The organism is Halomonas caseinilytica (genome assembly GCF_001662285.1).
Lineage (GTDB): Bacteria > Pseudomonadota > Gammaproteobacteria > Pseudomonadales > Halomonadaceae > Halomonas > Halomonas caseinilytica.
In genome coordinates this window covers 174382-198927 of the sequence record NZ_BDEO01000008.1, presented here as the reverse complement: position 1 = coordinate 198927, position 24546 = coordinate 174382, and the positions used below count along the sequence as shown (strand labels likewise).

Sequence of the window (24546 nt, the reverse complement as noted above, 5' to 3'; positions counted from 1 at the left end):
CACAATGACTCTAACAGAACTCCGTTATATCGTAACCTTGGCCCAGGAGCGCCACTTCGGACGCGCCGCCGAGCATTGCTTCGTTTCCCAGCCCACCCTGTCGGTCGCGGTGAAGAAACTCGAGGAAGAGCTTGGCGTGGCGCTTTTCGAGCGCTCGAAATCCACTGTTCAGGTGACGCCGCTGGGCGAGCGGATCGTCGAGCAGGCCCAGCGCGTGCTCGAACAGAGCAGCGTGATCAAGGAACTGGCCACCGCCGGCCGCGATCAACTGGCCAGCCCGCTGCGCATTGGTGCCATCTATACCATCGGCCCCTACCTGTTTCCGTACCTGGTGCCGGAGCTGAGCCGACGAGCGCCGCAGATGCCCCTCTACATCGAGGAAGGCTTCACCGGCGAGTTGCGTCGCAAGCTCCGCAGCGGCGAGCTGGACGCCATCATCGTGGCCCTGCCCTTTACCGAGACCGATGTGGTGACCAAGGCGCTCTATGAGGAGGACTTCGAAGTACTGATGCCCGCCGATCATGCCTGGGCGAATCGCGACAGCATCCCCAAGGAAGATCTGCTTCAGGAACGCCTCCTGCTGCTCGGCGAGGGTCATTGCTTCCGTGACCAGATCCTCGAAGCCTGTCCGGCCATCAGCCACAAGCTCAACAGCCCCAACAACACCCTCACCGCCGAAGGGGGATCGTTGGAGACCATTCGCCACATGGTCGCCTCACGGCTTGGCATCACGGTGCTGCCCAGCTCTGCCATCGGCAGCCACTATGAGCGTGGACTACTGACCAGCCGGCCCTTCGCACCGCCGGCACCCGGACGCACCGTGGCGATCGCCTGGCGCGCCAGCTTCCCGAGGCCCCAGGCCATCGACGCGGTGACCAACGCCATCGCACACTGTCGAGCACAGGAACCGGCCTTGGCATGAGCGAACTCGACGCCCCCGTTACCCACCTCAAGGGCGTCGGCGAGGCGCTGGCACTGAAACTGGCCCGCTTGCGGATCGACTCCGTGGCCGACCTGTTGTTTCACCTGCCGTTGCGCTATCAGGACCGTACCCGCGTGACCCCCATTGCTACCCTGCGCGCCGGGAGCGAAGCGGTAGTGGAAGGCGAGGTAGCGGCCGCGGAGGTGGTTCGGGGCCGCCGCCGCAGCCTGCTGGTGCGCCTGCGCGACGGCTCCGGCATTCTCAGCCTGCGCTTTTTTCATTTTTCCCCGGCCCAGCAGCAGCAGTTCCACGCCGGCACCCGTGTGCGCGCCTTCGGCGAAGCTCGCGCCGGTGCCACGGGGCTCGAGATCTACCATCCGGAATATCGACTGCTCAACGATGCCACCGCCCCGGTGGAAGATCACCTGACCCCCATTTACCCCACCACAGAGGGCCTTCACCAGACCCGGCTGCGCGCCTTGATCGGCCAGGCGCTGGCCCGCCTCGACGCGGCACCCGACGAGCTGCCGGAATGGCTGCCGGAGTCCCTGCGCCAGCGCTTCGCGCTCCCGGCCCTGCACGAATGCCTGCAGATCCTGCATCGTCCGCCACCGGATGCCGATCCCCAGGCCCTGGCCGAGGGTCAGCACCCTGCCACTCGCCGCCTGGCCCTGGAGGAACTGCTCGCCCATCAGTTGAGCCTGCGCGAGGTTCGCCTGCGCATCCAGCGTGACGGCGCTCCCTCGCTGCCCGACGGACGCGGCCTCCAGGCCCGCTTTCTCACCCAGCTGCCCTTTGCGCTGACCGGCGCCCAACGGCGCGTACTCGACGAGATTCGCGCCGATCTGGCCGGTGAAATGCCCATGCTGCGCCTGGTGCAAGGTGACGTAGGATCAGGCAAGACCGTGGTGGCCGCCATGGCGGCACTGTCGGCCATCGCCGGAGATTGCCAGGCTGCCATCATGGCGCCCACCGAGATCCTCGCCGAACAGCATTACCGCGCTTTCCGAGCCTGGTTCGAACCCCTCGGCATCGATGTGGCCTGGCTGTCCGGCAAGCTCAAGGGAAAAGCGCGACTCGACACCAAGGCGGCGATTCACGATGGCCGAGCGCGAATGGTGGTCGGCACCCATGCGCTCTTCCAGGGCGATGTGCACTTTCAGCGCCTGGGGCTGGCGATCATCGACGAACAGCATCGCTTCGGGGTCCACCAGCGCCTGGCGCTGCGCGAGAAAGGCGAGGCCGGCGGACTCACGCCACACCAGTTGGTGATGACCGCCACCCCCATCCCGCGCACCCTGGCAATGAGCGCCTACGCCGACCTGGATGTCTCGGTGATCGACGAGCTTCCTCCTGGCCGCACGCCGGTGAAGACCGCGGTAGTACCGGATGAACGTCGCCCGGACGTGGTCGAACGAATTCGTCACGCCTGTGCCGAGGGTCGCCAGGCCTACTGGGTCTGCACCCTGATCGAGGAATCCGAGGCACTGCAGTGTCAGGCCGCCGAGGCAACCCGGGATGAGCTGGTGGAGGCCCTGCCGGGCCTGCACATCGGCCTGGTGCATGGTCGCATGAAGGCCAGCGAGAAGGCCGAGGTAATGTCCGCCTTCAAGGAAGGCGAACTGGACCTGCTGGTGGCCACCACCGTGATCGAGGTGGGGGTCGACGTGCCCAATGCCAGCCTGATGATCATCGAGAATCCCGAGCGACTGGGCCTGTCACAGCTTCATCAGTTGCGCGGCCGGGTCGGCCGGGGCTCCACCGAGAGCTATTGCCTGCTGCTCTACCATCCGCCGCTCTCCGAGACCTCGCGACAGCGCCTCACGGTGATGCGCGAGACCACCGATGGCTTCCGCATCGCCGAACGCGACCTGGAAATTCGCGGGCCCGGCGAGGTACTGGGCACCCGGCAGACCGGCCTGGCGCAGATGAAGATCGCCGATCTGGAACGCGATGCCGACCTGCTGCCGCACGTCTCGCCCCTGGCCGAGGCCCTGCTGGCCACTCACCCGGAAGCCAGCCAGCCGCTGATCCGACGCTGGCTCGGTGAAACGGCCGACCGTTATGGGCAGGTCTAGGAACCGAGTCCTCACGAGGCCAGGCAGTTGGCTCTTTTGTAGCGGAAAGCCGCTTATGGCACGAGCCTTTCCTCTAGCCCTGAGGTCTTATAGATCAAGATTGGCTTATCATAAGGGGCAACCCCCTTGCTCCCTGTCGCGCGAAACATAAAGTCCACGCATTCCCGATCCATCCCATACTGGCCAAACTCTTCTTTCGCCAGGGTCGCGATATGCACATAGTTTGAGCGAAACACAGGAAGAACCGGATATTCAAACTCTCGCTCCCTAAGAAACTCTGTGGAATATTCAGGATTATTGTCTTTATCGCAAAGCCCCATTATATAGACTTCAGCAAGAGACGCTCCATCGATACTTCCTGATACTTCATGATTCAGGCTTGCGCCTTGCCTGATCAAATACAGTGTGATTGTCATCCGTTTCTCGACTTCCGCCTTGCTGTGTGGCTTCAAGGTCCCAGGCATTGCCTCATACAGTGCGCTTCCATTAGCGATATCGGGATCTGCCCCCTCCTCCACGAGCATTTTTACAATCTCGAAATCACCTTTACTTGCAGCAAGTCCAAGCAGCGTAAAATACCCATCAACCTTGTTGACAATACCTTTTCGGGAATCAATGGTAGCTTCAAGCAGTTCGGTATCGCCATTGCGCACGGCTTCTTTCGCCATTTCCCACTCGGAGGAGGCTCGCTGATCACCTCCTCTTGACTCTGCCGCCATCGCATCGGCCAGAATTGGGAAAGAAAGCATCATTCCTATAAAACCGACAATTATTCCTAGATAAACACTTGACCTCATGAACCACCTCACCAAGCACAATCACCAATGCAAAACATATAGAAAAAGCTCCCTCTATTCCTTGCTCTCTTCTCAAAAATCACAACCAGCCTTTCGCTAGTGACTTTTCAACACATAAACCATTATCACAATGGAGAAAAGCGCAGGAACTACACCCAGAAAGAACATTGTAACGACATGTTGTCGGATATTCTCAAAGGGTCGCCAGAAAAGCGTAGAGCCTCCCAGTACCAGCACAACAACACCGGCGAGATACAACCACCATGACGCATTCTCCGGGTGTGCTGAAACCTCCTTGTATAAGCTTCCATAAGCGCTCTCGGGTGGAAGCTGGGTGATCGTGATGTCATTGATCATCGCCACGACCAGAACAGACTGGCAAATGGCAAGCAATGTCACGCCAGACCATCCGGCCATCGAGCGCTGCCATATCCGTTTCACCAACATTTTCAATCCATTGGAGTAGACTTCCATGCTACACAGCCGCGTCCGACACATCACTCACGGTTTTCTCAGGCAAGTGTGGTACCTTCTTTGACGAGCGGAATAGTACATCAGGCACACATGATGTAAGAGATCCACCCTCCAGCCTTATTCACCGCCCCCGTGCGAGAACGGCTTCTGCAGACAATGGGCAGAGCCTTGTCCACTCGACATGCCGCTTCACGTACGAATCCATCCTCGCAGCGAACAAGAAGGCGAGCCGAGGCGAAGTCAGACACCTGCAGACTCATCGGAATGATCGAGTCTCGCCGCTGCCTGCCGCAGCGGCATCAGTTGCTGACCGATCAGCGCCAGTTGGGTACGCAGCAAGGGGGGCTCACCCGGGGTCGGCTCGGTATCCAGAGCGGCCAGCCCCGTCGACAGCGCCGTGTCCTTTTCGTCTACGGGCAAGCGCTCGCTCAGCGCGCTGGCCAGCCTCCCCAATGATGACTCGATGGCCTCAGCCGCCACCTCGATGGATCCATCGCACGGTGTGCTCTCCGTGTCTCGGTGGGCCCCGAGTGCCGAGAGGTAATTGAGCAAGGTGTGGGAGTGAAGCAGGAAACGCAGCCCGATATCGGCATCCCGGCGAAAGAACTCAGGCTCCTGCAACACATTGCCGATCAGCGTCGAGAGCTCGGCATCGGCATTGTGGGCATTGCGTCGCGCCAGTCGATAGCCGAGATCGTCGCGCTTGCCATGGCGATACTGATCGATGATCGCGACGAAATAGGCGCGGCTGGCGTCCAGGGTCGTCGCCGCCTGATGATGCAGCCGGCGGCCTTGCCAGTCGGGCAGGATCAGCAGCACCGCCAGCCCCGCGATACCGGCACCCAGCAAGGTATCGAACAGGCGTGGCCAGATCAGCCCGAAGCCATCGCCCACTTGGTTGAAGCAGCACAGCACCATCAGGGTGATCGAAGCCGTGGCCAGCAGATAGCGCCGTCCGCGCAGGGCGAAGAAGGCGACCCCGGCCAGCACCGCGATGGCCACCTGGATCGATGCGGCAGGAAACAGCGTGATCAACGCCCAGCCGGCCACCAGACCGACCACCGTGCCCAGGATGCGCTGCCTCAGGAAACGTCGCGTCGCTCCGAAGCTGGGTCGGCAGACGAAGAGACTGGTCAGCAGGATCCAGTACCCTTGGGTGGGATGAATCAGGTGCAGCATTCCGTACCCCGCCAGCAGAGTCACGGTCAGGCGCACGGCATGGCGAAACACCGCCGACCGCGGGGTCAACTGGTCAAGGATGCGTTCCCCAATGTCCCGCACGCCATGCGGTGTCCGGTCATAGAGGGCCGCATCCGCACGCGGCGTCGTGGCCTCGGGATTGCTGGCACTGGCCAGGCGCTTCTCCAGGGTCGCCAGGTTATCGGCCAGGGCACTCAGGAAGGGAAGCAGGGAGCGCCATTCAGGGCGATCCTGCTGGTCGAGATGAACCAGAGAAGCATTCAGGTCCTCCAGCGCGCGCTCGCTTCGCGCGTGCTCGAAGGCACGATTGAGCAAGAGCGAACTGGACAGGGCCCGGCAGGCCTGTCCCTGCTGGTCGAGCAGCCGTTGGGCGCGGAACAGCACGTCATGATGGAAGAAGGCCTCGGTCAGCTCCCCATAGGGATAATGCGTTGAGCTGGCACGTTCATGGATATCCTGGGCGATGAAATAAAGCTGCAGGTAGCGATCCAGCTTGCCGCTCCCCCGAGTTCCCTGCAGGCGCCGGAAGATCATCTCCTTGGCCTGGTTGAGCGCCTCGACCACGCGCCCGTTCTGTCGCGCCAGAGCCAGGCGGCGTTCCTCGACGTCCAGGTCGCGCAAGGGCTCGAACAACGCCGACTTGAGCGCCAGGTAACGACCCAGTTCACGAAAGAGACGCGCCAGGGAGAGTTTCAGGGGCTGACGCGAGAAGAGGGCGCACCAGACAACCGAGATCGCGCCATACCAGGCCGCGCCGACAACCAGCAAGGCAGGCTCGCGCCAGACATCGCCCAGAGCCGGGTTGCCGCGATGTTCGAGGCTGATCATGGTGTAGATCGCCAGGATCAGCGTGGCGCTGGCAATGGTCGCATAGCGCTGATTCACCGCACCGAGCATGGTCATGGAAAAGGTCGCCAGCGCCAGCCCGAAGGCGAACCATCCCGGCTTGTCGAACAGCAGCTCCACCGCCAGCGATGCCACCGTGAAGCAGCACAGGGTCACCAACAGGGCTCGTAGCCGGTCTCGCCAGTGGTCGTCCGTCTCGGCCAGGGCGCTGGCGATGATTCCCAGGAACAGAGGAATCAGGCTGTTCATGTCATCGCGCCACCAGCAAAGGATGACGGTGCCGGTCAGGGCGATGAAGACGCGCAGGCTGTAGGCAAAGGACTCCAGGGTCCAGAGGCGACGCAGGGGCTGGGAGAGGGAAGGCGGCAGCATAGGCTCCGTAGGCATCATGGACAGCGTGGCGTCAGTGCAGGATGACGCTCGATACTAGACTTTAGTATAACGCTTCCTCAGCAGTTCGCCGACGCCTCGGCCGCAAAGGGCCGGCTTGCGGCCCTTTCAGATATCGCGCAGCAACTTCTGTAACCGATTCAAGTCACCGGAATCGCCGACCAGACGCACCTTGCCTGCCATCATGCCGTCGAGAAAGGCTTGCTGGGTCGGCTTGCGAAGGATGCGTACCGCAGAGGCGGCATCCTCGAAACGCAGCTCCAGATCGAGATCCACCGGCAGGCCAGTGCCGGTCTCGATACCTTGCGGCGACATCCGGTAATGACGGGCAATGGAGAGATCTTCGGTGGCGATACCCCAGTCCAGCCCACGCATCTCGGTCAGGCGTTCACGGAATCGGGACTTCCGGCGCAGGGCTCGCTTGAGCAGCACACCCAGCACCCACAACATCACTCGAAGCTTCATGCAGGGATATCCGAGGCTGTTTCGGGAGGGAAATTCACGGCCCGCCACAATGGCGGGCCGTGCCGGGACGGGCCTTTACTTGGCAACAGCGTCCTTGAGCCCTTTGCCCGGCTTGAAAGCCACCGTCTTGCTGGCCGGGATGGTAAGCGGCTCACCGGTCTGGGGGTTCTTGCCGGTGCGGGCAGCTCGCTCGCGCACGGTGAAGGTTCCAAAACCGATCAATGACACATCCTTCCCGTCGGACACACTGCCGGTAATCTCATCGAGAATGACATTGAGTACCTGACTGGCCTTGTCCTTGGATAGATCGGCACGCTCGGCAATCGCCGCGGCGAGTTCTGGTTTGCGCATACAGCCCTCCTTGTTTGACATCCTACCGGTGTCGTCCCACCGGCACTCTTGTTCTTCGGGTTCTTCGACCATGAATCGTTCGACTCCGCCCATCGCACGGCCATCGGCAACCCTGTCTCGAAGGACCCGGGCCCCATGGGCGACAGCCTCGTTGGTGACACGCCAAGTGGTGCCCGCTCACAACGGCCGACAACCGGAGACACCGGGTGGCGCCGTCGTCGACGACTCTAGCCTAGCAACGGCGGAGCGATCCGCGCCAGTTCGACTTTCCGACGTACCTGGCTTCCCGTCAACGCAAATCCGATCAAACGTCCGTCTTCGGCTTCGGCCAGGGCGCTCAGATCTCGTCCCTCACCCTCGATGCGCCAGCCTGCGGGCGTCTCTCGCGGCGGCAATGAGACGACCGGCAACAACGGGGTCTTCACCAGTACCGGCCAGGGTCCATAACGCACGGCGGTGGGAGTGCCGGCAAGCGTCGCCGCCAGCGCCTTGGCACTGGCCTGCAGCGGCTGGACGTACATGGCGTTGATGCCATCGACGCACGCGACGTCCCCCAAGGCATGAATACCCGGCACCGAGGTGGCGAGATAACGATCGGTACGAATTCCCTCGGGACCCACCGACAGTCCCGCCGCCTCGGCAAGCTCGGTGCGCGGCCGCAGTCCGGTGGCCACCAGCACCAGATCGGCTTCGAGGTCGGTGCCGTCGTCGAGGGTGACGCCGGCCCGGGCGCCGGCATCGGTCAACTCGACCACGCTGCGACCTGTGTGCAGCACGATACCGGCCTCGACGAAGGCCTCGCCAAGTGCATGGCCCAGAGGTTCCGGCAACAGGCGCGGCAAGGGAGCGGCCTCCGGCGCGATCATCTCGACGGCGTGTCCGCCAGCGGTCAGGTCGTTGGCATACTCGCAGCCCACCAGGCCGATGCCGACGATGGCCACTCTCGCCGGCCTGCCCAGCGCCTCCAGGGCGGCGTGGAAAGCGCGATAATCATCGAGATCGTTGATGGTGAAGACCCGTCCGGCCAGGGACTCGGGAATGGCAAAGGGCGGCGTGGGCACCGCGCCGGTGGCCAGCACCAGCTCATCAAAGGGCAGGCGCTCGGCACCGATGACCAGCTGGCGCTCGGCCGGCTCGATGGCATCGACACGCGTCCGGGTACGCACCACCACATCGAGCGTCTCGGCGACGTCGAAAGCGGAACGGCTGGCCAGGCGCTCGGGAGGCAGGCGCTTGGAGAAGCCGGTGGACAGCATCGGCTTGGAGTAATCGTCACCGCTGTCGGCGGTGAGCAGCGTGATCGGCCGCTCCGGCTGCTGGGCACGCAGTTGGCGTACCAGGCCGAGACCAGCCATGCCGGAGCCGATAAGGGTCAGGGGAGCGGTCATGAAAATCCTCGTTGCACGGGCCGCCAGGCCCACCACGGGGCGGTATGTCGACCCGACATGGTACACTAGACGCCCCCGGGATAGGACGCGGAGAGCACGAATTGCGCAACGACCCATCACTCGAACCCCGATGGCGTCCCCTGGCGGCTGTCCGTCCGGACATGAGCCCCAGCTGGTGGGATTGGTTGGCCACCCAGGATTCGCTGACCGAGCGACTGATCGAGGCCGGCCATCCACGCCGCTTCCGGGTCCGGCTGCTCGACCAGCGTCATGGCTATCCGAGCCGCGACGAATCCCTCGCCCTGGGCCTGACGATGCACCAGCTCGCCTGGGTCCGTGAAGTGGCGTTGTGCCTGGACGATCGTCCCTGGGTCATGGCTCGCTCGGTCGCACCGCTGAATCCCGCTCACGACCACTACCGGCTGGAGCGGCTCGGCGAGCGCTCCATGGGCAGTTGGCTGTTCCGCCAACCCGATCTCGAACGCGGTCCGATCGAGATCTGCGCGACCTCGGGCCCCTTTCGCGATGCCGAAGGTCCCTGGGGACGCCGCTCGATCCTGCGACATGACCGTTTCACGGTACTCGTTCAGGAGTTCTTCCAGCAGGCCATGGTGGATGATCTTGGCTTGCCTTCACGTTAGGCTAGACACTCTTGAAAAGTGACTGCGCTCGTCCACTTTTCAGACAGCGCCCGTAAACCGTGTCCGCGCCCGCCGCGCTCTCCGCCCCGGACGAGGCATCCGGCAGGGCCGCTCCATGCGAGAGAACCTGATGGATTCATCCCTGATGCGCCCTTCCGGGCTGGCCCGACTCCCCGATTTCCTGCATCTCACCCGCCTCGACCGGCCCATCGGTACCTGGCTGTTGATGTGGCCGACCCTCTGGGCACTTTGGATGGCGGCCCAGGGCGTTCCCGAGCGCCGGATCGTGCTGGTCTTCGTCGCCGGCGTCTATCTGATGCGCGCCGCAGGCTGCGTGGTCAACGATTACGCCGACCGGCATTTCGACGGTCACGTCAAGCGCACCCGCAATCGCCCTCTCGCCACGGGCCGGATCAGTGAGCGGGAGGCCAAGGGACTTTTCGTCACTCTGGTGCTGCTCGCCTTCGTCCTGGTGTGGTTCACCAATCCTTTTACAGTGATGCTGTCGGTCGGTGGCGTTTTCCTCGCCTTCATCTATCCCTTCATGAAGCGCTACACCCATCTTCCCCAGGTCTTCCTGGGTGCCGCCTTCTCCTGGGGCATTCCCATGGCATTCGGCGCGGTGCTCGGCCATATTCCGACCGAAGCCTGGCTGCTGATGGCGGCCAACGTGGCCTGGACCGTGGCCTATGATACCGAGTATGCGATGGTCGACCGGGATGACGACCTGAAGATCGGCATCAAGTCCACAGCCGTGCTGTTCGGTCGCGCCGACAAGCTGATGATCGGCCTGCTGCAGTTCGTCACCCTGGCCCTGCTGGCCAAAGTGGGGCTATCGTTGAGCCTGGGCGGCTTCTTCTGGCTGGGGCTGGCCGCCATGGCGGCGACCTTCGTGCACCAGCAGCGCTTGATCCATGGTCGGGATCGCGACCGCTGCTTCCAGGCCTTCCTCAACAATCATTGGTCGGGCCTGCTGGTCTTTGCGGGTATTGGACTCTCCTGGTGGCCATCGCTCGGCGGCTGAAATCGGTTCCCACAAGAAGGCGACAAGACGAGGTTGTCACGGTATTGTCATAAAGAAATGCTGTCATCGTCACCGACTTGTCATTGACCTTGACCATGAGGCCCCGGGATGACCGCCAAGACCGTACTGATCGTCGATGATGAAGCGCCAATCCGCGAAATGATCGCCGTTGCGCTGGAGATGGCCGACTATCATGTCCTCGAGGCGGACAATGCCCAGACCGCCCATGCCATGATCGTCGACCACCAACCTGATCTGGTACTGCTCGACTGGATGATGCCCGGGACCAGCGGCATCGAGCTCGCTCGCCGCCTGAAGCGCGAGGAGGCCACCGCCGAGCTGCCACTCATCATGCTCACGGCCAAGAGCGAAGAGGACAACAAGATCCAGGGGCTGGAATCCGGCGCCGACGACTATATCACCAAGCCCTTTTCGCCCCGGGAACTGGTTGCCCGTCTCAAGGCGGTGCTGCGCCGCTCGACGCCCCATGGCGTCGAGGATCCGGTGGAAGTCGACGGCCTGATACTCGACCCGGTCAGCCACCGCGTCAGCGTCGACGGCAAGTCCCTGGAAGTCGGTCCTACCGAATATCGCCTGTTGCAGTTCTTCATGACTCACCAGGAACGCGCCTACACACGAGGACAATTGCTCGACCAGGTATGGGGAGGCAACGTCTATGTCGAGGAGCGTACCGTGGATGTGCACATTCGCCGCCTGCGCAAGGCGCTGGGCGACCCGTACCAGCAGTTGATCCAGACCGTGCGTGGTACGGGCTACCGTTTCTCCGCCAAGGGCTGACGTGAGTCGGCTCTGGAAACGAGAACTCTGGCGCCTGGTGGGCTTGACCGCCATCGGTGCCCTGATCGGCTGGCCCTTCTCCGCCATCGGCGCCGGTATCGCGGTGGCCCTGGCGCTCCAGCTAGCCTATCAGCTGCGCCAGTTGCACGCCCTGCACGAATGGCTGGCCCATCATCCGCATGATGAGCCTCCGGCCGCTTCGGGGCTGTGGGGCGAGCTGTTCGATCGCCTCTACCGCTACCAGAAGGGCCAGCGCATTACCCAGCGACGCCTGCGCGACACCTTGAGGCGGATCCAGGAATCCTCCGAGGCGATGCGCGACAGCGTGGTCATGCTCGACCGCCATGGCGACATGGAATGGTGGAACAGTGCCGCCGAACGCATGCTGGGACTGAAGCCCGCCCATGACCGCGGCCAGCACATCACCAACCTGCTGCGCGATCCACGCTTCATCGACTACTTTCAGGCTCGCGATTATCGCGAACCCCTGACATTGAACTCCCCCATCGACGAGCAGATGATCCTGCAGTTCCAGATCACCCTGTACGGCGACGATGAACGCCTGGTGATGGCCCGCGATATCACGCGCTTGCATCGCCTCGAGCAGATGCGGCGCGACTTCGTGGCCAACGTCTCCCATGAGCTGCGGACACCTTTGACGGTACTGAGCGGCTATCTGGAAACCTATGGCGACATGGCCGATCAGTTGCCCGGCCGACTGGGACGCGGTTTCGAGCAGATGCGCAGCCAGACGACGCGAATGCAGAACCTGGTCAACGACCTGCTGCTGCTGTCACGGCTCGAGATCGATCAGGGCGGTCAGGACGACACTCCCATCGATCTCACCGGCCTGCTGGATCATGTCCGCCGCGATGCCGAGGCGCTTTCCGACGGCCGCCATCATTTCGACGTGGAGATCGACGAATCCCGCCGCCTGCTCGGCAGCGAGAAGGAAATCCACAGCGCCTTGTCCAACCTCGCCTTCAACGCCGTGCGCTATGCCGGGGAACAAAGCCATATCGTCCTGCGCTGGACACGCCATGCAGGCGGCGCCTGCCTGGAGGTGGAAGACGACGGCGAGGGGATCGACTCGCACCACATTCCGCGCCTCACCGAACGCTTCTACCGGGTCGACAAAGGGCGCAGCACGGCCACCGGAGGCACCGGGCTAGGCCTGGCCATCGTCAAGCACGTGCTGCTGCGCCACGACGCACGGCTCGAGATCGATTCCCGCCTCGGCGAAGGCGCCACCTTTCGCTGCGTGTTTCCCGATGAGCGGCTGGTCGCCGCCGAAAGCGACAGCGGCCGCCAACAGCAAGCCTGATCCTTGGTATCGTTCAGCGCGACCGGGGCGGGACGATACCTTCGCCGATCGGGGCGAGTTCCCGATAATGGCGATCCCACATCAACACCGCAGCGGCCACGGCGCCGGGCAGCAGGAAGAGGTTGGCCAGGGGCACCCAGGTGATCAGCGTCACCCAGCCGCCATAGGTCAGGGTCGACCAACGGCGCGCCGCAAGCCGCCGGCGCATGTCGGCGAAGCTCACCTTGTTGTTGTCCATGGGATAATCGAGATAGGTGATGGCCATGGTCCAGGCCGTGAAGGCGCCCCACAGCAGTGGTGCGATCAGGTTGATCACGGGAATCCAGCTGATCACGAACAGGATCGCCATGCGCGGCAGGATGTAGGCCAGCTTGACCAACTCGCGCCCGAGGGCATCGATGCCGGCACGCACCAGGCTCCGATCGTCCAGCGGTGCACGCCCGGTCACCTCGATCTCGACCTTTTCCGCCAGAAAGCCGTAGAAAGGCGCGGCGATCAGGTGCGTCACCAGGGTGAAGGTAAAGAACACGATCAGCACCAGACTGATCACGAACAACGGCCAGATCAGCCAGGAGAGCCAATCGAGCCATCCCGGCACCATCGCCATCCAGCCGTCCAGCCAGCCACCGAAATGGCTCAGCACATAAGTCAGCATGCTCCCGTAGACGAGCAGGTTGGCAAGTATCGGCAGGAACACATAGCGCCGCAGCCCGCGCGTATAGACCAGGCGAGTCCCCCGGGAAAGCGCCGTGAAAGCATCCAGCATGGGTTCAATATCCTCGATCACGACGACATGGGCCGCCGCTCATGGCGACGGCCCATGTCACATAGCGTGCCCCGGCGAGGGCGGCTTCAGCTCTCGCCGAGCTCCTGATCGAGATCATCCGGATCCGTATGGCGAATGTCGAGTCCCTTAACCAGGTAGACGACATACTCGGCCAGGTTGTTGGCGTGGTCGCCGACACGCTCCAGGGCCCGCAGGATCCACATGATGCCGAGTACCGGCGAGATCGAACGAGCATCCTCCATCATGAAGGTCATCAGCGAACGCATGGCCGTCTGGTATTCGTTGTCGACCTGCTCATCCTCCTGTACGACCTGCAGGGCCAGCTCGGTATCGAAGCGGGCAAAGGAGGTCAGGGCGTCGCGCATCATGCGACGCACATGCTCACTGATGATGCGCACTTCAACGAACCCACGTCCGCCGACATTGTTGTCGATGAGCTCGATGGCATTACGGGCGATCTTGCTGGCTTCGTCACCGATGCGTTCCAGATCGGAGGCGGCACGGATTACCGCCAGCACCAGGCGCAGATCGGAGGCGGCAGGCTGGCGTCGAGCCAGCACGCGGGTGCACTCGTCGTCGATCTTGATCTGCATGTCGTTGACGGCGCGGTCATTGTCCACGACCCGTTCGGCCAGCGAGGAATCGCCCTCGAGAAGAGCGCTCACGGCGTCCTGCACCTGCTTTTCGACCAGACCGCCCATGGCCATCAGGTGGGTCTTGAGTTCCTCGAGCTCATGATTGAACTGGCGAGAGATATGCTGGCTGTGAATGTCACTGGTGATGTCCATGAGACTCTCCTGGGAGCAGGGCCATCAGGCCATGCGTCCGGTAATGTAATTCTCGGTACGCGCAAGGCGCGGATTGGTGAACAGCGTGTCGGTGGGGGCATACTCCACCAGTTCGCCGTCCTGCAGGAAGGCGGTGTAGTCCGAGACCCGTGCCGCCTGCTGCATGTTGTGCGTGACCAGCACCAGGGTCAGGCTCGACTTCAGGTTGCGGATCAGTTCTTCGACCTTGAGCGTGGAAATCGGGTCCAGTGCCGAGGCCGGCTCGTCGAGCAGCAGTACCTCGGGCCCCACGGCCAGGGTACGAGCGATCACCAGACGCTGCTGCTGGCCACCGGACAACGACCAGGCGGAGGCCCGCAAGCGGTCCTTCACCTCATCCCACAACGCCGACGAGCGCAGCGCCCATTCGACGATGTCGTCGACCCGCCGCTTGGGCATCCTTCCCTGCAGCCGCAGCCCGAAGGCCACGTTGTCATAGATCGACATAGGGAAGGGATTGGGCGCCTGGAAGACCATGCCCACCCGACGACGCAATTCCGCCACGGCGACCTCGGGAGCATGAATGTCCTGCCCCTCGAGGCGGATGGTACCTTCCCATGTCACATCCTCGTTGAGGTCATGCAGACGGTTGAGCGCACGCAAAAGCGTCGACTTGCCACACCCCGAAGGACCGATGAAGGCCGTGACCCGATGGCGCGGCACCCGTAACGACAGGTTGGCGAGCGCTGGCTTGTCGCCGTAGCGCAGGCCGAAACCACGAATCTCCAGGCTCGTGACATCGGGACTGAAATCGATGAACGCTCCCGGAGAAGAACGCGTCTCCTGCATGACAGTCATCAAGGTTCCCCTTGGCGCGATGATGGCACCTCACTATTTCGACAGGGTGCCATGGCGCGATCTCAAATGGTGACGCAAGAATATTGCAGTCAGGTTAAGCACCAGGATCACCAGGACCAGCAACAATGCCGTGGCATAGATCAACGGCATCGCTGCCTGAACATCGCCGCCATGAAAGGCGGCATCGAAGATGTGGTAGCCCAGATGCATGAACTTCCTATCAAGATGGAGAAAGGGGAACTCGCCGTCCACCGGTACCTGGGGCGCCAGCTTGGCGACCCCGACCAGCATCAACGGCGCGACTTCGCCGGCGGCCCTCGCCACCGCCAGGATCACGCCGGTCAACATGGCCGGCATCGCCATCGGCAGCACGATCCGCGTCAACATCTCGAAGCGGGTCGCTCCCAGCGCCAGGGCTCCCTCCCGCTGACTCTCGGGGATGCGTGCCAACCCCTCTTCGGTGGCGACGATCACCACCGGCAACGTCAACAGCGCCAGCGTCAATGACGCCCACAGCAAGCCGCCGGTGCCGAAGGTCGGCGATGGCAGCGACGACGAGAAGAACCAGTCATCCAGGTGGCCGCCAATGCCATAGACGAAGACACCAAGCCCGAAGACGCCGTAGACGATGGACGGCACGCCGGCCAGGTTGCGCACGCCGATGCGCACCCAGTGCGTCAATCGTCCCTGGTGGGCCACCTCGTTGAGATAGACTGCCGCCAGCACACCGAACGGGGTCACGAAGATCGACATCAGCACCACCATCAATACCGTACCGAAGATCGCCGGCCAGACACCGCCGGCCGTGTTGGCGGCACGCGGCCCCTCGGAGAGAAAGCGCCAGACGCCTTGGCTCCAGGCAACGACCTTCTCGCCCACCCCCATGGCATTGGGTTGAAGCGCATCGGTCACTTCCGTCAGCGGCTGGCGCAGCTGTCTGCCGTCGACGGTTTCCAGGATCAGGATATCCTTCGGCAAGGCAGCCTGCTGCTCACGCACCTGCTCCTGGGCCGCCGAGAGCCTTTCCCGTTCCAGCTCGGACGCCTCGCCCGCCTCGAGGCGAAGCACCAGAGGACGAATGACCTGGTGTCGCAATCTTTCGATCGAGGCCCGATGCTGTTCGAGCGCCGTCAAGCGCCGCTCGAGAGCCGGCCAGGCCGATTCACCCGAGATGCGCTCCCCCGACTCGGTCTCGACCGCCTCGAGACGACCGATGAACTCACTCCAGCGCCGCCGCTCCAGAACCACCAGATCGGAGGGATGGCTCACCTCGCGGATCTCGTCCAGGTCCACCCAATCCCAGATGGCACCATCCAGATCCCGGTTGCCCGTACGATACAGTCGCTCTCGACCGTCGCCACCCGGTAGGGGCGACTCCTTGACCGCCCATCCGGCCAACTGGCGGCCATCGTCCAGGGCCACCAGAGACACCTCGGCCGGCCAGAAATGGCCAAGCCCCCGCACCGCCAACAGCCCCAGCAGCAGCGCCAGCAGCGCCAGCGATGTCGCGACGCTGCCGGCAGCCAGCCAGGCCCAGGGCCCCTCGCTGCGTGCCGCCCGTCTGGATGGACGTCGCCAGGTCATCATCAGCCCAGGCCCTCCATGCGACGGTAACGCCGACGAAGCCGTGACCTGACCACCTCGGCCAGCGTATTGACGCAGAAGGTGAAGACGAACAGCAGCAAGGCCGCCAGCAGGAGCAAGCGGTAATGGGTTCCGCCAGGCACGGCCTCGGGCAGCTCGATGGCGATGCTCGCCGCCATCGAGCGCAGGCCATCGAGCGGACTGGCAGTCATCAGCGCGGTATTCCCGCTGGCCATCAGCACGATCATGGTTTCTCCCACGGCCCTGCCGGCGCCGATCATCACTGCCGACAACACACCCGGACCGGCCGCCGGCAGCACCACCTTCCACAAGGACTGCCAGCGTGTCGCACCGAGCGCCTCTGCGCCTTCAACGAGTGACTTCGGTACACCCGACAAGGCATCCTCGGCCAGCGCATAGATGCTGGGCATGACCGCAAATCCCATCGCCATGCCGACGATGATGGCATTGCGATTCGCATAATCCAGCCCCAGAGACACCTCCAGCCAGGCACGCAGATCGCCCCCGAACCACCAGGCTTCCAGCACGGGTGACAGCCAGGACGACAGAAACCAGCACACCAGCAACCAGGGCAACAGCCATAATGCCGCCCACCCCATCGGCAGGGGGCGACGCCATCGGGCGCCGAGGCGCGCCCACAGACCACCGGCAAGCAGCAGTCCCGAGGGCAGCATGACCAGCAGCGTCAGACCCAGCGCCAGGTGATCGTCGAGCCAGGGTGCCAACACCAACCCGGCCACGAAACCGATGACCACACCCGGCATGGCCTCCATCAGCTCCAGGGTCGGCTTCAAGCGGGCCCGCAAGCGACGCGACATGAACAGCGCCGAGTGTGCCGCCGCTCCCAGCGCAAGCGGCACGGCAATCACTAGTGCCCAGATCGCCGCTTCCAGGGTTCCCCAGACCAACGGCAGCATGCCGAAGCGAGGTTCGCCTCCCCCCTCGGGCATCGCCGGCTGCCAGCGATGTACCGGTACCTCATGGCCCTCGTAAGCCTGGGGCAGCCACAGCGTTTCCAGGTTGATCCGGGGCGCATCCGATGAGGACCAGAACAGCGGCACCACCTCCACCGCCAGAAAGACGCCGATGGCCATCACCGCCGCGATCACCCCGATGCCACCGGCAGTGATCAGCGCCGTGGCCAGGCGGTCACGGGTCTGACGGAAATGCCGGCGTACAGGGGGCGGTGAAGGCGTATGTTGCATGCTGGGTCCAGAGCGGAATAAATGCGGTAGCGAAAAAATACGACAGTGTCATGACAATGCAGTGACAACCGTCAGGAACCCAGTGGTTCCAGACCGAGATCGCGGCGTTGACGTTCCAGCACCGCCTGCGGCAATGCGACGAATCCCAGCTCCTCGACAATCGCCTGTCCCTCCGGCGACAGGACCAGATCGAGAAAGGCACGTTCGACCTCGGGCAAGGCATTATCCGGGGGGAGGTTCACGTAAAGCCGCAGATCGCGCGTGAAGGGATAATCGCCACTCCGCACCGCCGACGGCTCGGGCCGATGCACATTGCCATCGTCATCGCGCAAGGCCACCGAGTGCACGCCGGGGGTCAGGTGGTTGAGGCCGGCATAACCGATCGCCCGCGGGTCGGAAGCCACCGCTGCGACCACGGCGGCAGAGCCCGGATGCTCGCTGACGTCGGGGCGAAAGGCGCCATTGCACAAGGCTTCGCGCCGGAACAGTTCATGCGTCCCGGAAACCGCATTTCGCCCGTGCGGCATGATGTGTCCCTGGATATCGCCTTCGATCAATGCTGACCAACGATCCATGCTGTCATCCGCACCGCATCGACGACCATCCGAAAAGATGGCATCCAGCTCGGGGCGGCCAAGGCTGCGCAGAGGATTGTGACGATGCACCACCACGACCAGAGCATCGCGCGCCACCACCAGGGCTTGAGGCGGATAGCCGTAATGGCGTTCGAACGCCGACAGTTCGACCTCGGTCATCGGGCGCGACATGGGGCCCACCAGGGTGGTGCCAGCCGTCAATGCCGGCGGCGCGCTGGCCGAGCCGCTGGCCTGGAGTTGCAGGCGCATGCCCGGATGCTGGCGTGCCAATTGCTCACCCCACCGCAACATCAGACCCGCCATGGTATCGGAACCCACGGTACCCAAGGTGCCGACGGGCTCCTCGGCCAACGTGGGCGTGGCGCAGACGAAGCCCACGACCAGCAAGGCGACCCGAAGGCGTTGGCGAATGGCGGATAGCATGCGTCCTCCCGGTGGAACAAGCGGCTGGTGAGCCGGCCCGCGTCATGATGCCGCAAAAGGTGGAGTGACCACGACCTTGCCGTTTATCATGGCTTGCCGTAATAGGATAACGCCACTCGCGCTCCCCCTATCCACAATAACAACCCAGGCATCACGACCCATGAGCGAACTCGATGATATTCCAGCACCGCGCGGTCAGTTGGCACTGAAGCTGACCGCCCGTCGCCAGGACACCAACCTGCACGGCGACATCCCCGGTGGCTGGCTGGTCGGCCACATGGATCAGGCCGCCGAACTGACCGCCAGCCGTGAAGCCCATGGTCGAACCGCCACCGTTGCCATCGAGGCCATGGATTTTCTCTGCCCCGTCCGCGTGGGTTCGGTCGTCAATATCTTCACCGAGATCCGCGAGATCGGCCGCAGCTCGATCAAGATCGATGTCGAGGTGTGGAGCCACGCCCTACAGGATCGCAACCCCGATGAACTGCACAAGGTCACCGAGGCTCGTTTCGTGATGGTCGCTCTGGACGACAAGGGCCGCATCCGGGCCGTGCGCCAGGGAGACGACTAGAGACAAGCGCGGCCACCGTCATCGGCTCATGCGGGCTTATCCCAGCTGTTTTTCCCGGGCCTTCAGATAGGCAAACTCGCCCACATCGGTGAAGGGACGCACCTTCTGCTGGAAGGTGCGATAGGAGTCATACACACGACGTGACGCCTCGTCGCTGTCGATCTGCTTCTGCAGTACCTCCCGGGAAGACTCGTGCAGTGCCGACATGACATCGTCGGGGAAGGAGCGCAACTTGACGCCGTGCTCATCGACCAGCGTCTTCAGCGCCTCGGCGTTGCGCAGCGCGAACTCGCTGATCATGGCCAGGTTGGAGGCCCGCGCCGCTTCCGTCACCACCGCCTTGAGATCATCCGGCAACGCCTTCCAGGCATCCAGATTGACGGTACCCTCCAGGACGGCGCTGGGCTCGTTCCAGGCTGAGGTATAGTAGTAATCCGCCACCTGGTGCAGGCCGAAGGCCAGATCGTTGTACGGCCCGACCCAGTCGGCCGCGTCCAGCACCCCGGTCTGCATGGAGGTGAAGATTTCGCTGCCGGGCGTGGTCATGGTGGTCACGCCGATGCCGCTCATCGCCTCTCCGGCCAACCCGGGCAAGCGCAGCTTGAGCCCCTGCATGTCGTCCAGCGACTTAATTTCCTTCTTGAACCAGCCGGCCATCTGGGTACCCGTATTGCCCACCGGGAAGGGCTTGAGATTGTGCTCGGCATAGACCTCGTCCCACAGGGACTGGCCATCACCATTATACAACCAGGCGTTGGTCTCGGTGGTGGTCATGCCGAAGGGCACGGCGGTAAAGAACTGGGCGGCGGCGACCTTGCCACGCCAGTAATAGGAAGCAGAATGCCCCATTTCGGCGGTGCCGGCCGAGACCGCATCGAAGACCTCCATGGCCGGTACCATTTCTCCGGCGCCATGGACCTTCACGCGCATGCGTCCGCCCGACATGCGTTCGATGCGCGCGGCGAAATCGTTGGCCCCGGTGCCCAGGGCAGGAAAATTCTTCGGCCAGGACGTCACCATGTTCCAGGTGATGGTCTCCTGCGCACTGGCGGTGTTGACGAAGGGGGCGGCGACGACGCCTGCTGTGCCGGCACCCAGGGTCTTGAGACTGGTCTTGAGAAAGTTGCGACGCTCCATGGCGAGGGCGGCTCCTTGGTGGTCTTTTTTTATGTATCGTGCCAGGCGGCACCGTGTCCGACAGGCAGTATGCGCGAAGGCCGATTTCATCGGCAAGCGAACCACTGGCGCCACCCATTGTCGCGAACGCAACGATGCATCAGGGCTTGTGCCTTTCTACAAGGGCGTCCTACCAGGGCATCAACTACAGCGGCGTCAGCTTGGCGAAGCCCAGTACCAGCCATTTGTCGCCCTCTCCTTCGAAGCTGACCTGGACACGGGCACGCTCCCCCTCGCCTTCGGCGTTGAGAATCACGCCCTCGCCAAAGACCGGGTGACTGACGCGCTGGCCAAGCGACAACGACGGCAAATCCGCCCCGCCCTCGACGCCATTCTGCTGCAGACCCGGCGAAGGCCGCGAGGTGGTGACGGGACGCGAGACCTGGCCACGTAGCCTGACCTCTTCCATGAAGCCTTCGGGCACCTCGCGCAGGAAACGCGACGGTCGCTGGAAGGTCTCCTTGCCATGCAGCCGACGCAATTCGGCGTGGGTGAAGTAGAGCTTCTTCATGGCCCGTGTCATGCCCACATAGCAGAGCCGCCGTTCCTCCTCTAGCCGGCCGGGCTCTTCCATCGACATCTTGTGCGGGAAGAGGCCTTCCTCCACACCGGCCATGAATACCACCGGGAATTCCAGCCCCTTGGCCGAGTGCAACGTCATCAATTGCACGCAATCCTCGAATTCATCGGCCTCGTGCTCACCGGCATTGAGCGCTGCCTCGGCCAGAAAGGCTTCCAGGGCAGCCATGCCCTCGCCGGCTTCCACGCCATCAAGGGTCTCGCCCTGGGTGAAGGCCTTGGCCGCGGTCACCAGCTCCTCCAGGTTCTCGACCCGGGCCTGGCCCTTCTCGCCCTTCTCGTTGCGGTGATGCTCGACCAGCCCGGTGCGTTCGTTGACGCGATCGATGATCTCGTGGAGCGACAGCCCCGCGGCCTCGTTGTCGAGCTGCTCGATCAGATCGGCGAAGGCCTTCAGCGACGAGACGGCCCGACCGCGCAGGCTGCCATCCGAGGTCGCATCGTGCAGGGCCTGCCAGAGCGAATCGCCGGTCTGGCGGGCCCGGTTGCGCAGGGTTTCGACGGTGCGAGTACCGATACCCCGAGCCGGTACATTGATCACCCGCTCCAGAGAGGCATCGTCATCGCGATTGAGCAACAGGCGAAGATAGGCCAGGGCATTCTTGATCTCCAGACGCTCGTAGAAGCGCTGACCGCCGTAGATCCGATAAGGCACGCTTTGGCGAATCAGCGTTTCCTCGATGACCCGCGACTGGGCGTTGGAACGATAGAGAATGGCGATCTCGCGGCGATTGATGCCTTCGCCGACCCGCTCGCGAATGGTGTCGACGATATAGCGCGCTTCGTCGAGGTCGTTGAAGCCGCCATACACCGAGATCAGCTCGCCATGGTCCCCGGCCGTCCACAACTCCTTGCCCATGCGCTCGGCGTTGTAACGAATCAGGGCATTGGCGGCGTCGAGGATCACACTGGTGGAGCGATAGTTCTGTTCCAGACGCACCAGCTTGGTGTCGGGAAACTCGTTCTCGAAGCGGCGGATGTTCTCGATGCGCGCCCCGCGCCAACCATAGATCGACTGATCGTCGTCGCCGACGACGGTCATCGGCGTACGCATGCCGGTGAGCAGTTTCAGCCAGGCATACTGCAGCGTATTGGTGTCCTGGAACTCGTCGACCAGCACATGACCGAAACGCTCCTGGTAATGGGCCAGCAAGGCGGGATTGTCGCGCAGCAGCTCCAGGCTGCGCAGCAACAGCTCGCCGAAATCGACCAGCCCACCCCGCTCGCAGGTCAACTGATAACGCTCATAGAGCTCGACCATCTGCGACAGGTAGGCATCGCCATGCGCATCCACCTGATGGGGGCGCAGGCCTTCTTCCTTGCATCCCGAGATGAAGGACTGCACCTGACGCGGCGGATAACGCTCGTCGTCGATGTTGTAGTCCTTGAGCAGGCGCTTGATGAGGCGTAGCTGATCGTCGCTGTCGATGATCTGGAAATGCTGCGGCAGGCGGGCATCCTGCCAATGGGTGCGCAACAGGCGATGAGCGATGGAGTGAAAGGTGCCCACCCAGACATGGCGCAGTGAAATGCCCAGCAGTGCCTCGAGACGCGTGCGCATCTCCCGGGCCGCCTTGTTGGTGAAGGTCACCGCCAGCACGGCATAGGGCGAAAGTCCCTCGGCCTGCATCAGCCAGGCGATGCGATGCACCAGGACCCGCGTCTTGCCCGAGCCCGCGCCGGCCAGCACCAGCATGTTGCCTTGGGGAGCACTGACGGCCTCGCGCTGGGCCGGGTTCATCTGATCGAGGATCGCCGTGACGTCGTCCATAGGGAAGGCATCGCTGCTCGGAAAATGGAGCAACAGCTTATCATACGCTGGAAGCTGGAAGCTGGCCCCTCGAACCCCGGGTCAAGCGTTGTCTTCCCGCTTCAAGCTCATGGCGTAAAGCTCCTGAGTCGGCTATGCCGGCTCAGGACTCACCCTCTTCCGGAAAACGCAGCGGGTTGAGGCTTCGCTTCACCGCCTTGAGCTGTTCGGCGAGTTTCGGCCCTCGGGTCTTGGCCACGCCCACTGCCAGAACATCGACCAACACTAGATGGGCGATGCGTGAACTCATGGGCGTATAGATCTCGGTATCCTCGTGCACGTCGATATACAGCGGCAGGGTCACCTCAGCGGCCAGAGGCGTGTCGCTCGGGCACAGGCCAATCACCGTGGCGCCGGCCTCGCGTGCCAGGCGCACACTCGCGACCAGCGCCTTGGTACGGCCGGTCTGGGAGATCGCCACAACCACATCGCCTTCCTTGAGGGTCGCCGCCGACATGTTCTGCATGTGCGGATCATTGTAGGCAGCGGTGGAGATCTGCAGGCGAAAGAACTTGTGCTGGGCATCGAAGGCCACCGCCCCAGAGGCGCCAAAACCGTAGAATTCGACACGGTTGGCCATGGCCAGCGCATTGATTGCCTGACTCAGCGATTCGTTGTCCAGCCGGTCACGCACCGAGAGCAAGGTCCCGACGGTGGAGTCGAATATGCTCTGGGAGAATTCCGCCACCGAGTCGCTGTCGTTCATCGAGAACTGGGCGAACTGACTGCCGGTCGCCAGCATCTGTGCCAGCTTGAGCTTGAAATCCTGAAAGCCGTTGCATCCCAGCGCTCGGCAGAAGCGCACCACCGTGGGTTCGCTGACCTTGGCCTCGGTAGCCAGATCGACGATGCGCATGTGGATCACTTCTTCGGGGTTGCGCAACACGAAACGCGCCACCTTCTGCTCGGAGCGACGAAAGTGCTCCATGCGGCGTCTCATTTCATCGAACAGGCCAAGGCTCACGCGGACACTCCTTGTTTCGGCTAGCGGGCGTCCTTTCGGCGTCCCGCGCATAGGTTGAAGATCTTGTATTCACAGTATGCCCCAAGCCGTTCGGCAATGCGCACCCGGGGATTCATCGGGCCACTGCCACGACATCGGTTGACGTTACGTCATCATTCTGTCAAGTGGGGTATAGTAAGAAGTGCAGTGTCGCGCAGCGTCCAGGATGCCGGCACATTCACTGCAGACAGGAGAGTCGATCATGCGTAAAGCCGAACGGTTAACTTCCGTCAGGAGCGAACTTCTCGACATCTTCATGAGCATGGAAGTCAGCGAGCACGAGCAGCGCTCCCGCAGCGCAGCCCAGCGCAATCTTCGTGCCCGGCGCGGTATCGAGCTCCACGAGGAGTTCAAGCGCCTGAGCCAGGACATCGCCGAGCTTCCCGAGGACGAACCGAACGACGACATGCACTGATCACCAACTGCCCGACATCCGGTGCCAGGCACCAACGTAGAGCCCCGCCGAAG

At 63.1% G+C, this 24546-nt stretch carries 23 protein-coding genes; 8 read left to right on the top strand and 15 right to left on the bottom strand.

The features are described 5' to 3' along the window. Positions 1-4: 4 nt before the first annotated feature. Positions 5-922, top strand: a complete 918-nt coding sequence (locus tag HSDC_RS10880) for a hydrogen peroxide-inducible genes activator (RefSeq protein ID WP_064699967.1) — start codon at positions 5-7, stop codon at positions 920-922. Continuing rightward, positions 919-3000 (top strand): ATP-dependent DNA helicase RecG, encoded by a 2082-nt coding sequence (recG, locus tag HSDC_RS10875; RefSeq protein ID WP_064699966.1) that lies wholly within the window; start codon positions 919-921, stop codon positions 2998-3000. The genes HSDC_RS10880 and recG overlap by 4 nt, the downstream gene beginning before the upstream one ends. 53 nt (positions 3001-3053) lie before the next feature. On the opposite strand, the gene HSDC_RS10870 is transcribed toward recG, so the two are convergent. The 6 genes from HSDC_RS10870 to HSDC_RS10845 form a co-directional block, all read right to left on the bottom strand. Continuing rightward, positions 3054-3797: an ankyrin repeat domain-containing protein gene (locus HSDC_RS10870; RefSeq protein WP_137055267.1), complete on the bottom strand. Its 744-nt coding sequence runs from the start codon at positions 3795-3797 to the stop codon at positions 3054-3056. Between the two features lie 96 nt (positions 3798-3893). Then, positions 3894-4271: a hypothetical protein gene (locus tag HSDC_RS10865; RefSeq protein ID WP_137055265.1), complete on the bottom strand. Its 378-nt coding sequence runs from the start codon at positions 4269-4271 to the stop codon at positions 3894-3896. A 240-nt stretch (positions 4272-4511) separates the two neighbouring features. Further along, positions 4512-6689 (bottom strand): YccS family putative transporter, encoded by a 2178-nt coding sequence (gene yccS, locus HSDC_RS10860; protein WP_064699963.1) that lies wholly within the window; start codon positions 6687-6689, stop codon positions 4512-4514. A 126-nt stretch (positions 6690-6815) separates the two neighbouring features. Then, on the bottom strand, positions 6816-7172 hold the full coding sequence (locus tag HSDC_RS10855) for a hypothetical protein (protein WP_064699962.1): 357 nt from the start codon (positions 7170-7172) through the stop codon (positions 6816-6818). A gap of 75 nt (positions 7173-7247) precedes the next feature. Then, on the bottom strand, positions 7248-7523 hold the full coding sequence (locus tag HSDC_RS10850) for an HU family DNA-binding protein (RefSeq protein ID WP_064699961.1): 276 nt from the start codon (positions 7521-7523) through the stop codon (positions 7248-7250). Between the two features lie 227 nt (positions 7524-7750). Further along, complete coding sequence (locus HSDC_RS10845; protein ID WP_064699960.1) at positions 7751-8911, bottom strand: NAD(P)/FAD-dependent oxidoreductase; 1161 nt, start codon at positions 8909-8911, stop codon at positions 7751-7753. A 161-nt stretch (positions 8912-9072) separates the two neighbouring features. Between HSDC_RS10845 and HSDC_RS10840 the strand changes: the two genes are divergently transcribed. The 4 genes from HSDC_RS10840 (at position 9073) to phoR (ending at position 12698) form a co-directional block, all read left to right on the top strand. Further along, positions 9073-9552 carry a chorismate--pyruvate lyase family protein gene (locus HSDC_RS10840; RefSeq protein ID WP_082920020.1) on the top strand — a complete coding sequence of 160 codons (480 nt, stop codon included), beginning with the start codon at positions 9073-9075 and terminating at the stop codon, positions 9550-9552. Positions 9553-9682: 130 nt separating this feature from the next. Beyond that, positions 9683-10576: a 4-hydroxybenzoate octaprenyltransferase gene (gene ubiA / locus HSDC_RS10835; RefSeq protein ID WP_064700015.1), complete on the top strand. Its 894-nt coding sequence runs from the start codon at positions 9683-9685 to the stop codon at positions 10574-10576. Positions 10577-10684: 108 nt separating this feature from the next. Continuing rightward, positions 10685-11374, top strand: coding sequence for a phosphate regulon transcriptional regulator PhoB (phoB, locus tag HSDC_RS10830; protein ID WP_064699958.1), 690 nt, complete (start codon positions 10685-10687; stop codon positions 11372-11374). A gap of 1 nt (position 11375) precedes the next feature. Further along, entirely contained in the window at positions 11376-12698 is a 1323-nt protein-coding gene (gene phoR / locus HSDC_RS10825; protein WP_064699957.1) for a phosphate regulon sensor histidine kinase PhoR, read from the top strand. Between the two features lie 13 nt (positions 12699-12711). Here the strand turns inward: phoR and cysZ are convergent, their stop codons facing one another. The 6 genes from cysZ to HSDC_RS10795 all read right to left on the bottom strand — a co-directional run bounded on the left by cysZ (position 12712) and on the right by HSDC_RS10795 (position 18939). Then, entirely contained in the window at positions 12712-13464 is a 753-nt protein-coding gene (gene cysZ, locus HSDC_RS10820; protein WP_064699956.1) for a sulfate transporter CysZ, read from the bottom strand. A gap of 86 nt (positions 13465-13550) precedes the next feature. Next, positions 13551-14273 carry a phosphate signaling complex protein PhoU gene (phoU, locus tag HSDC_RS10815; RefSeq protein ID WP_064699955.1) on the bottom strand — a complete coding sequence of 241 codons (723 nt, stop codon included), beginning with the start codon at positions 14271-14273 and terminating at the stop codon, positions 13551-13553. A 24-nt stretch (positions 14274-14297) separates the two neighbouring features. Continuing rightward, complete coding sequence (gene pstB, locus HSDC_RS10810) at positions 14298-15110, bottom strand: phosphate ABC transporter ATP-binding protein PstB (protein WP_064699954.1); 813 nt, start codon at positions 15108-15110, stop codon at positions 14298-14300. Positions 15111-15143: 33 nt separating this feature from the next. Then, on the bottom strand, positions 15144-16697 hold the full coding sequence (gene pstA, locus HSDC_RS10805) for a phosphate ABC transporter permease PstA (RefSeq protein WP_064699953.1): 1554 nt from the start codon (positions 16695-16697) through the stop codon (positions 15144-15146). Further along, the gene (locus HSDC_RS10800; protein ID WP_064699952.1) at positions 16697-17920 is read right to left on the bottom strand and encodes an ABC transporter permease subunit; all 1224 of its coding nucleotides are present in this window, start codon (positions 17918-17920) and stop codon (positions 16697-16699) included. Before HSDC_RS10800 ends, pstA begins: the two co-directional genes overlap by 1 nt. 71 nt (positions 17921-17991) lie before the next feature. Then, the gene (locus HSDC_RS10795) at positions 17992-18939 is read right to left on the bottom strand and encodes a phosphate ABC transporter substrate-binding protein (RefSeq protein WP_064699951.1); all 948 of its coding nucleotides are present in this window, start codon (positions 18937-18939) and stop codon (positions 17992-17994) included. Between the two features lie 160 nt (positions 18940-19099). Here HSDC_RS10795 and HSDC_RS10790 point away from each other — a divergent pair, with 160 nt between their 5' ends. Beyond that, on the top strand, positions 19100-19510 hold the full coding sequence (locus HSDC_RS10790) for an acyl-CoA thioesterase (protein WP_064699950.1): 411 nt from the start codon (positions 19100-19102) through the stop codon (positions 19508-19510). 36 nt (positions 19511-19546) lie between these two features. Here HSDC_RS10790 and HSDC_RS10785 read toward each other — a convergent pair whose 3' ends face one another. The 3 genes from HSDC_RS10785 to hexR all read right to left on the bottom strand — a co-directional run bounded on the left by HSDC_RS10785 (position 19547) and on the right by hexR (position 24039). Then, positions 19547-20647 (bottom strand): TRAP transporter substrate-binding protein, encoded by a 1101-nt coding sequence (locus HSDC_RS10785; RefSeq protein WP_064699949.1) that lies wholly within the window; start codon positions 20645-20647, stop codon positions 19547-19549. Between the two features lie 184 nt (positions 20648-20831). After that, positions 20832-23036 (bottom strand): DNA helicase II, encoded by a 2205-nt coding sequence (gene uvrD / locus HSDC_RS10780; protein ID WP_064699948.1) that lies wholly within the window; start codon positions 23034-23036, stop codon positions 20832-20834. 142 nt (positions 23037-23178) lie between these two features. After that, complete coding sequence (gene hexR / locus HSDC_RS10775; protein WP_064699947.1) at positions 23179-24039, bottom strand: transcriptional regulator HexR; 861 nt, start codon at positions 24037-24039, stop codon at positions 23179-23181. A 241-nt stretch (positions 24040-24280) separates the two neighbouring features. On the opposite strand from hexR, the gene HSDC_RS10770 reads away from it, so the two are divergent. Continuing rightward, entirely contained in the window at positions 24281-24493 is a 213-nt protein-coding gene (locus HSDC_RS10770) for a PA3496 family putative envelope integrity protein (protein WP_064699946.1), read from the top strand. The last annotated feature ends 53 nt before the right edge of the window (positions 24494-24546 follow it).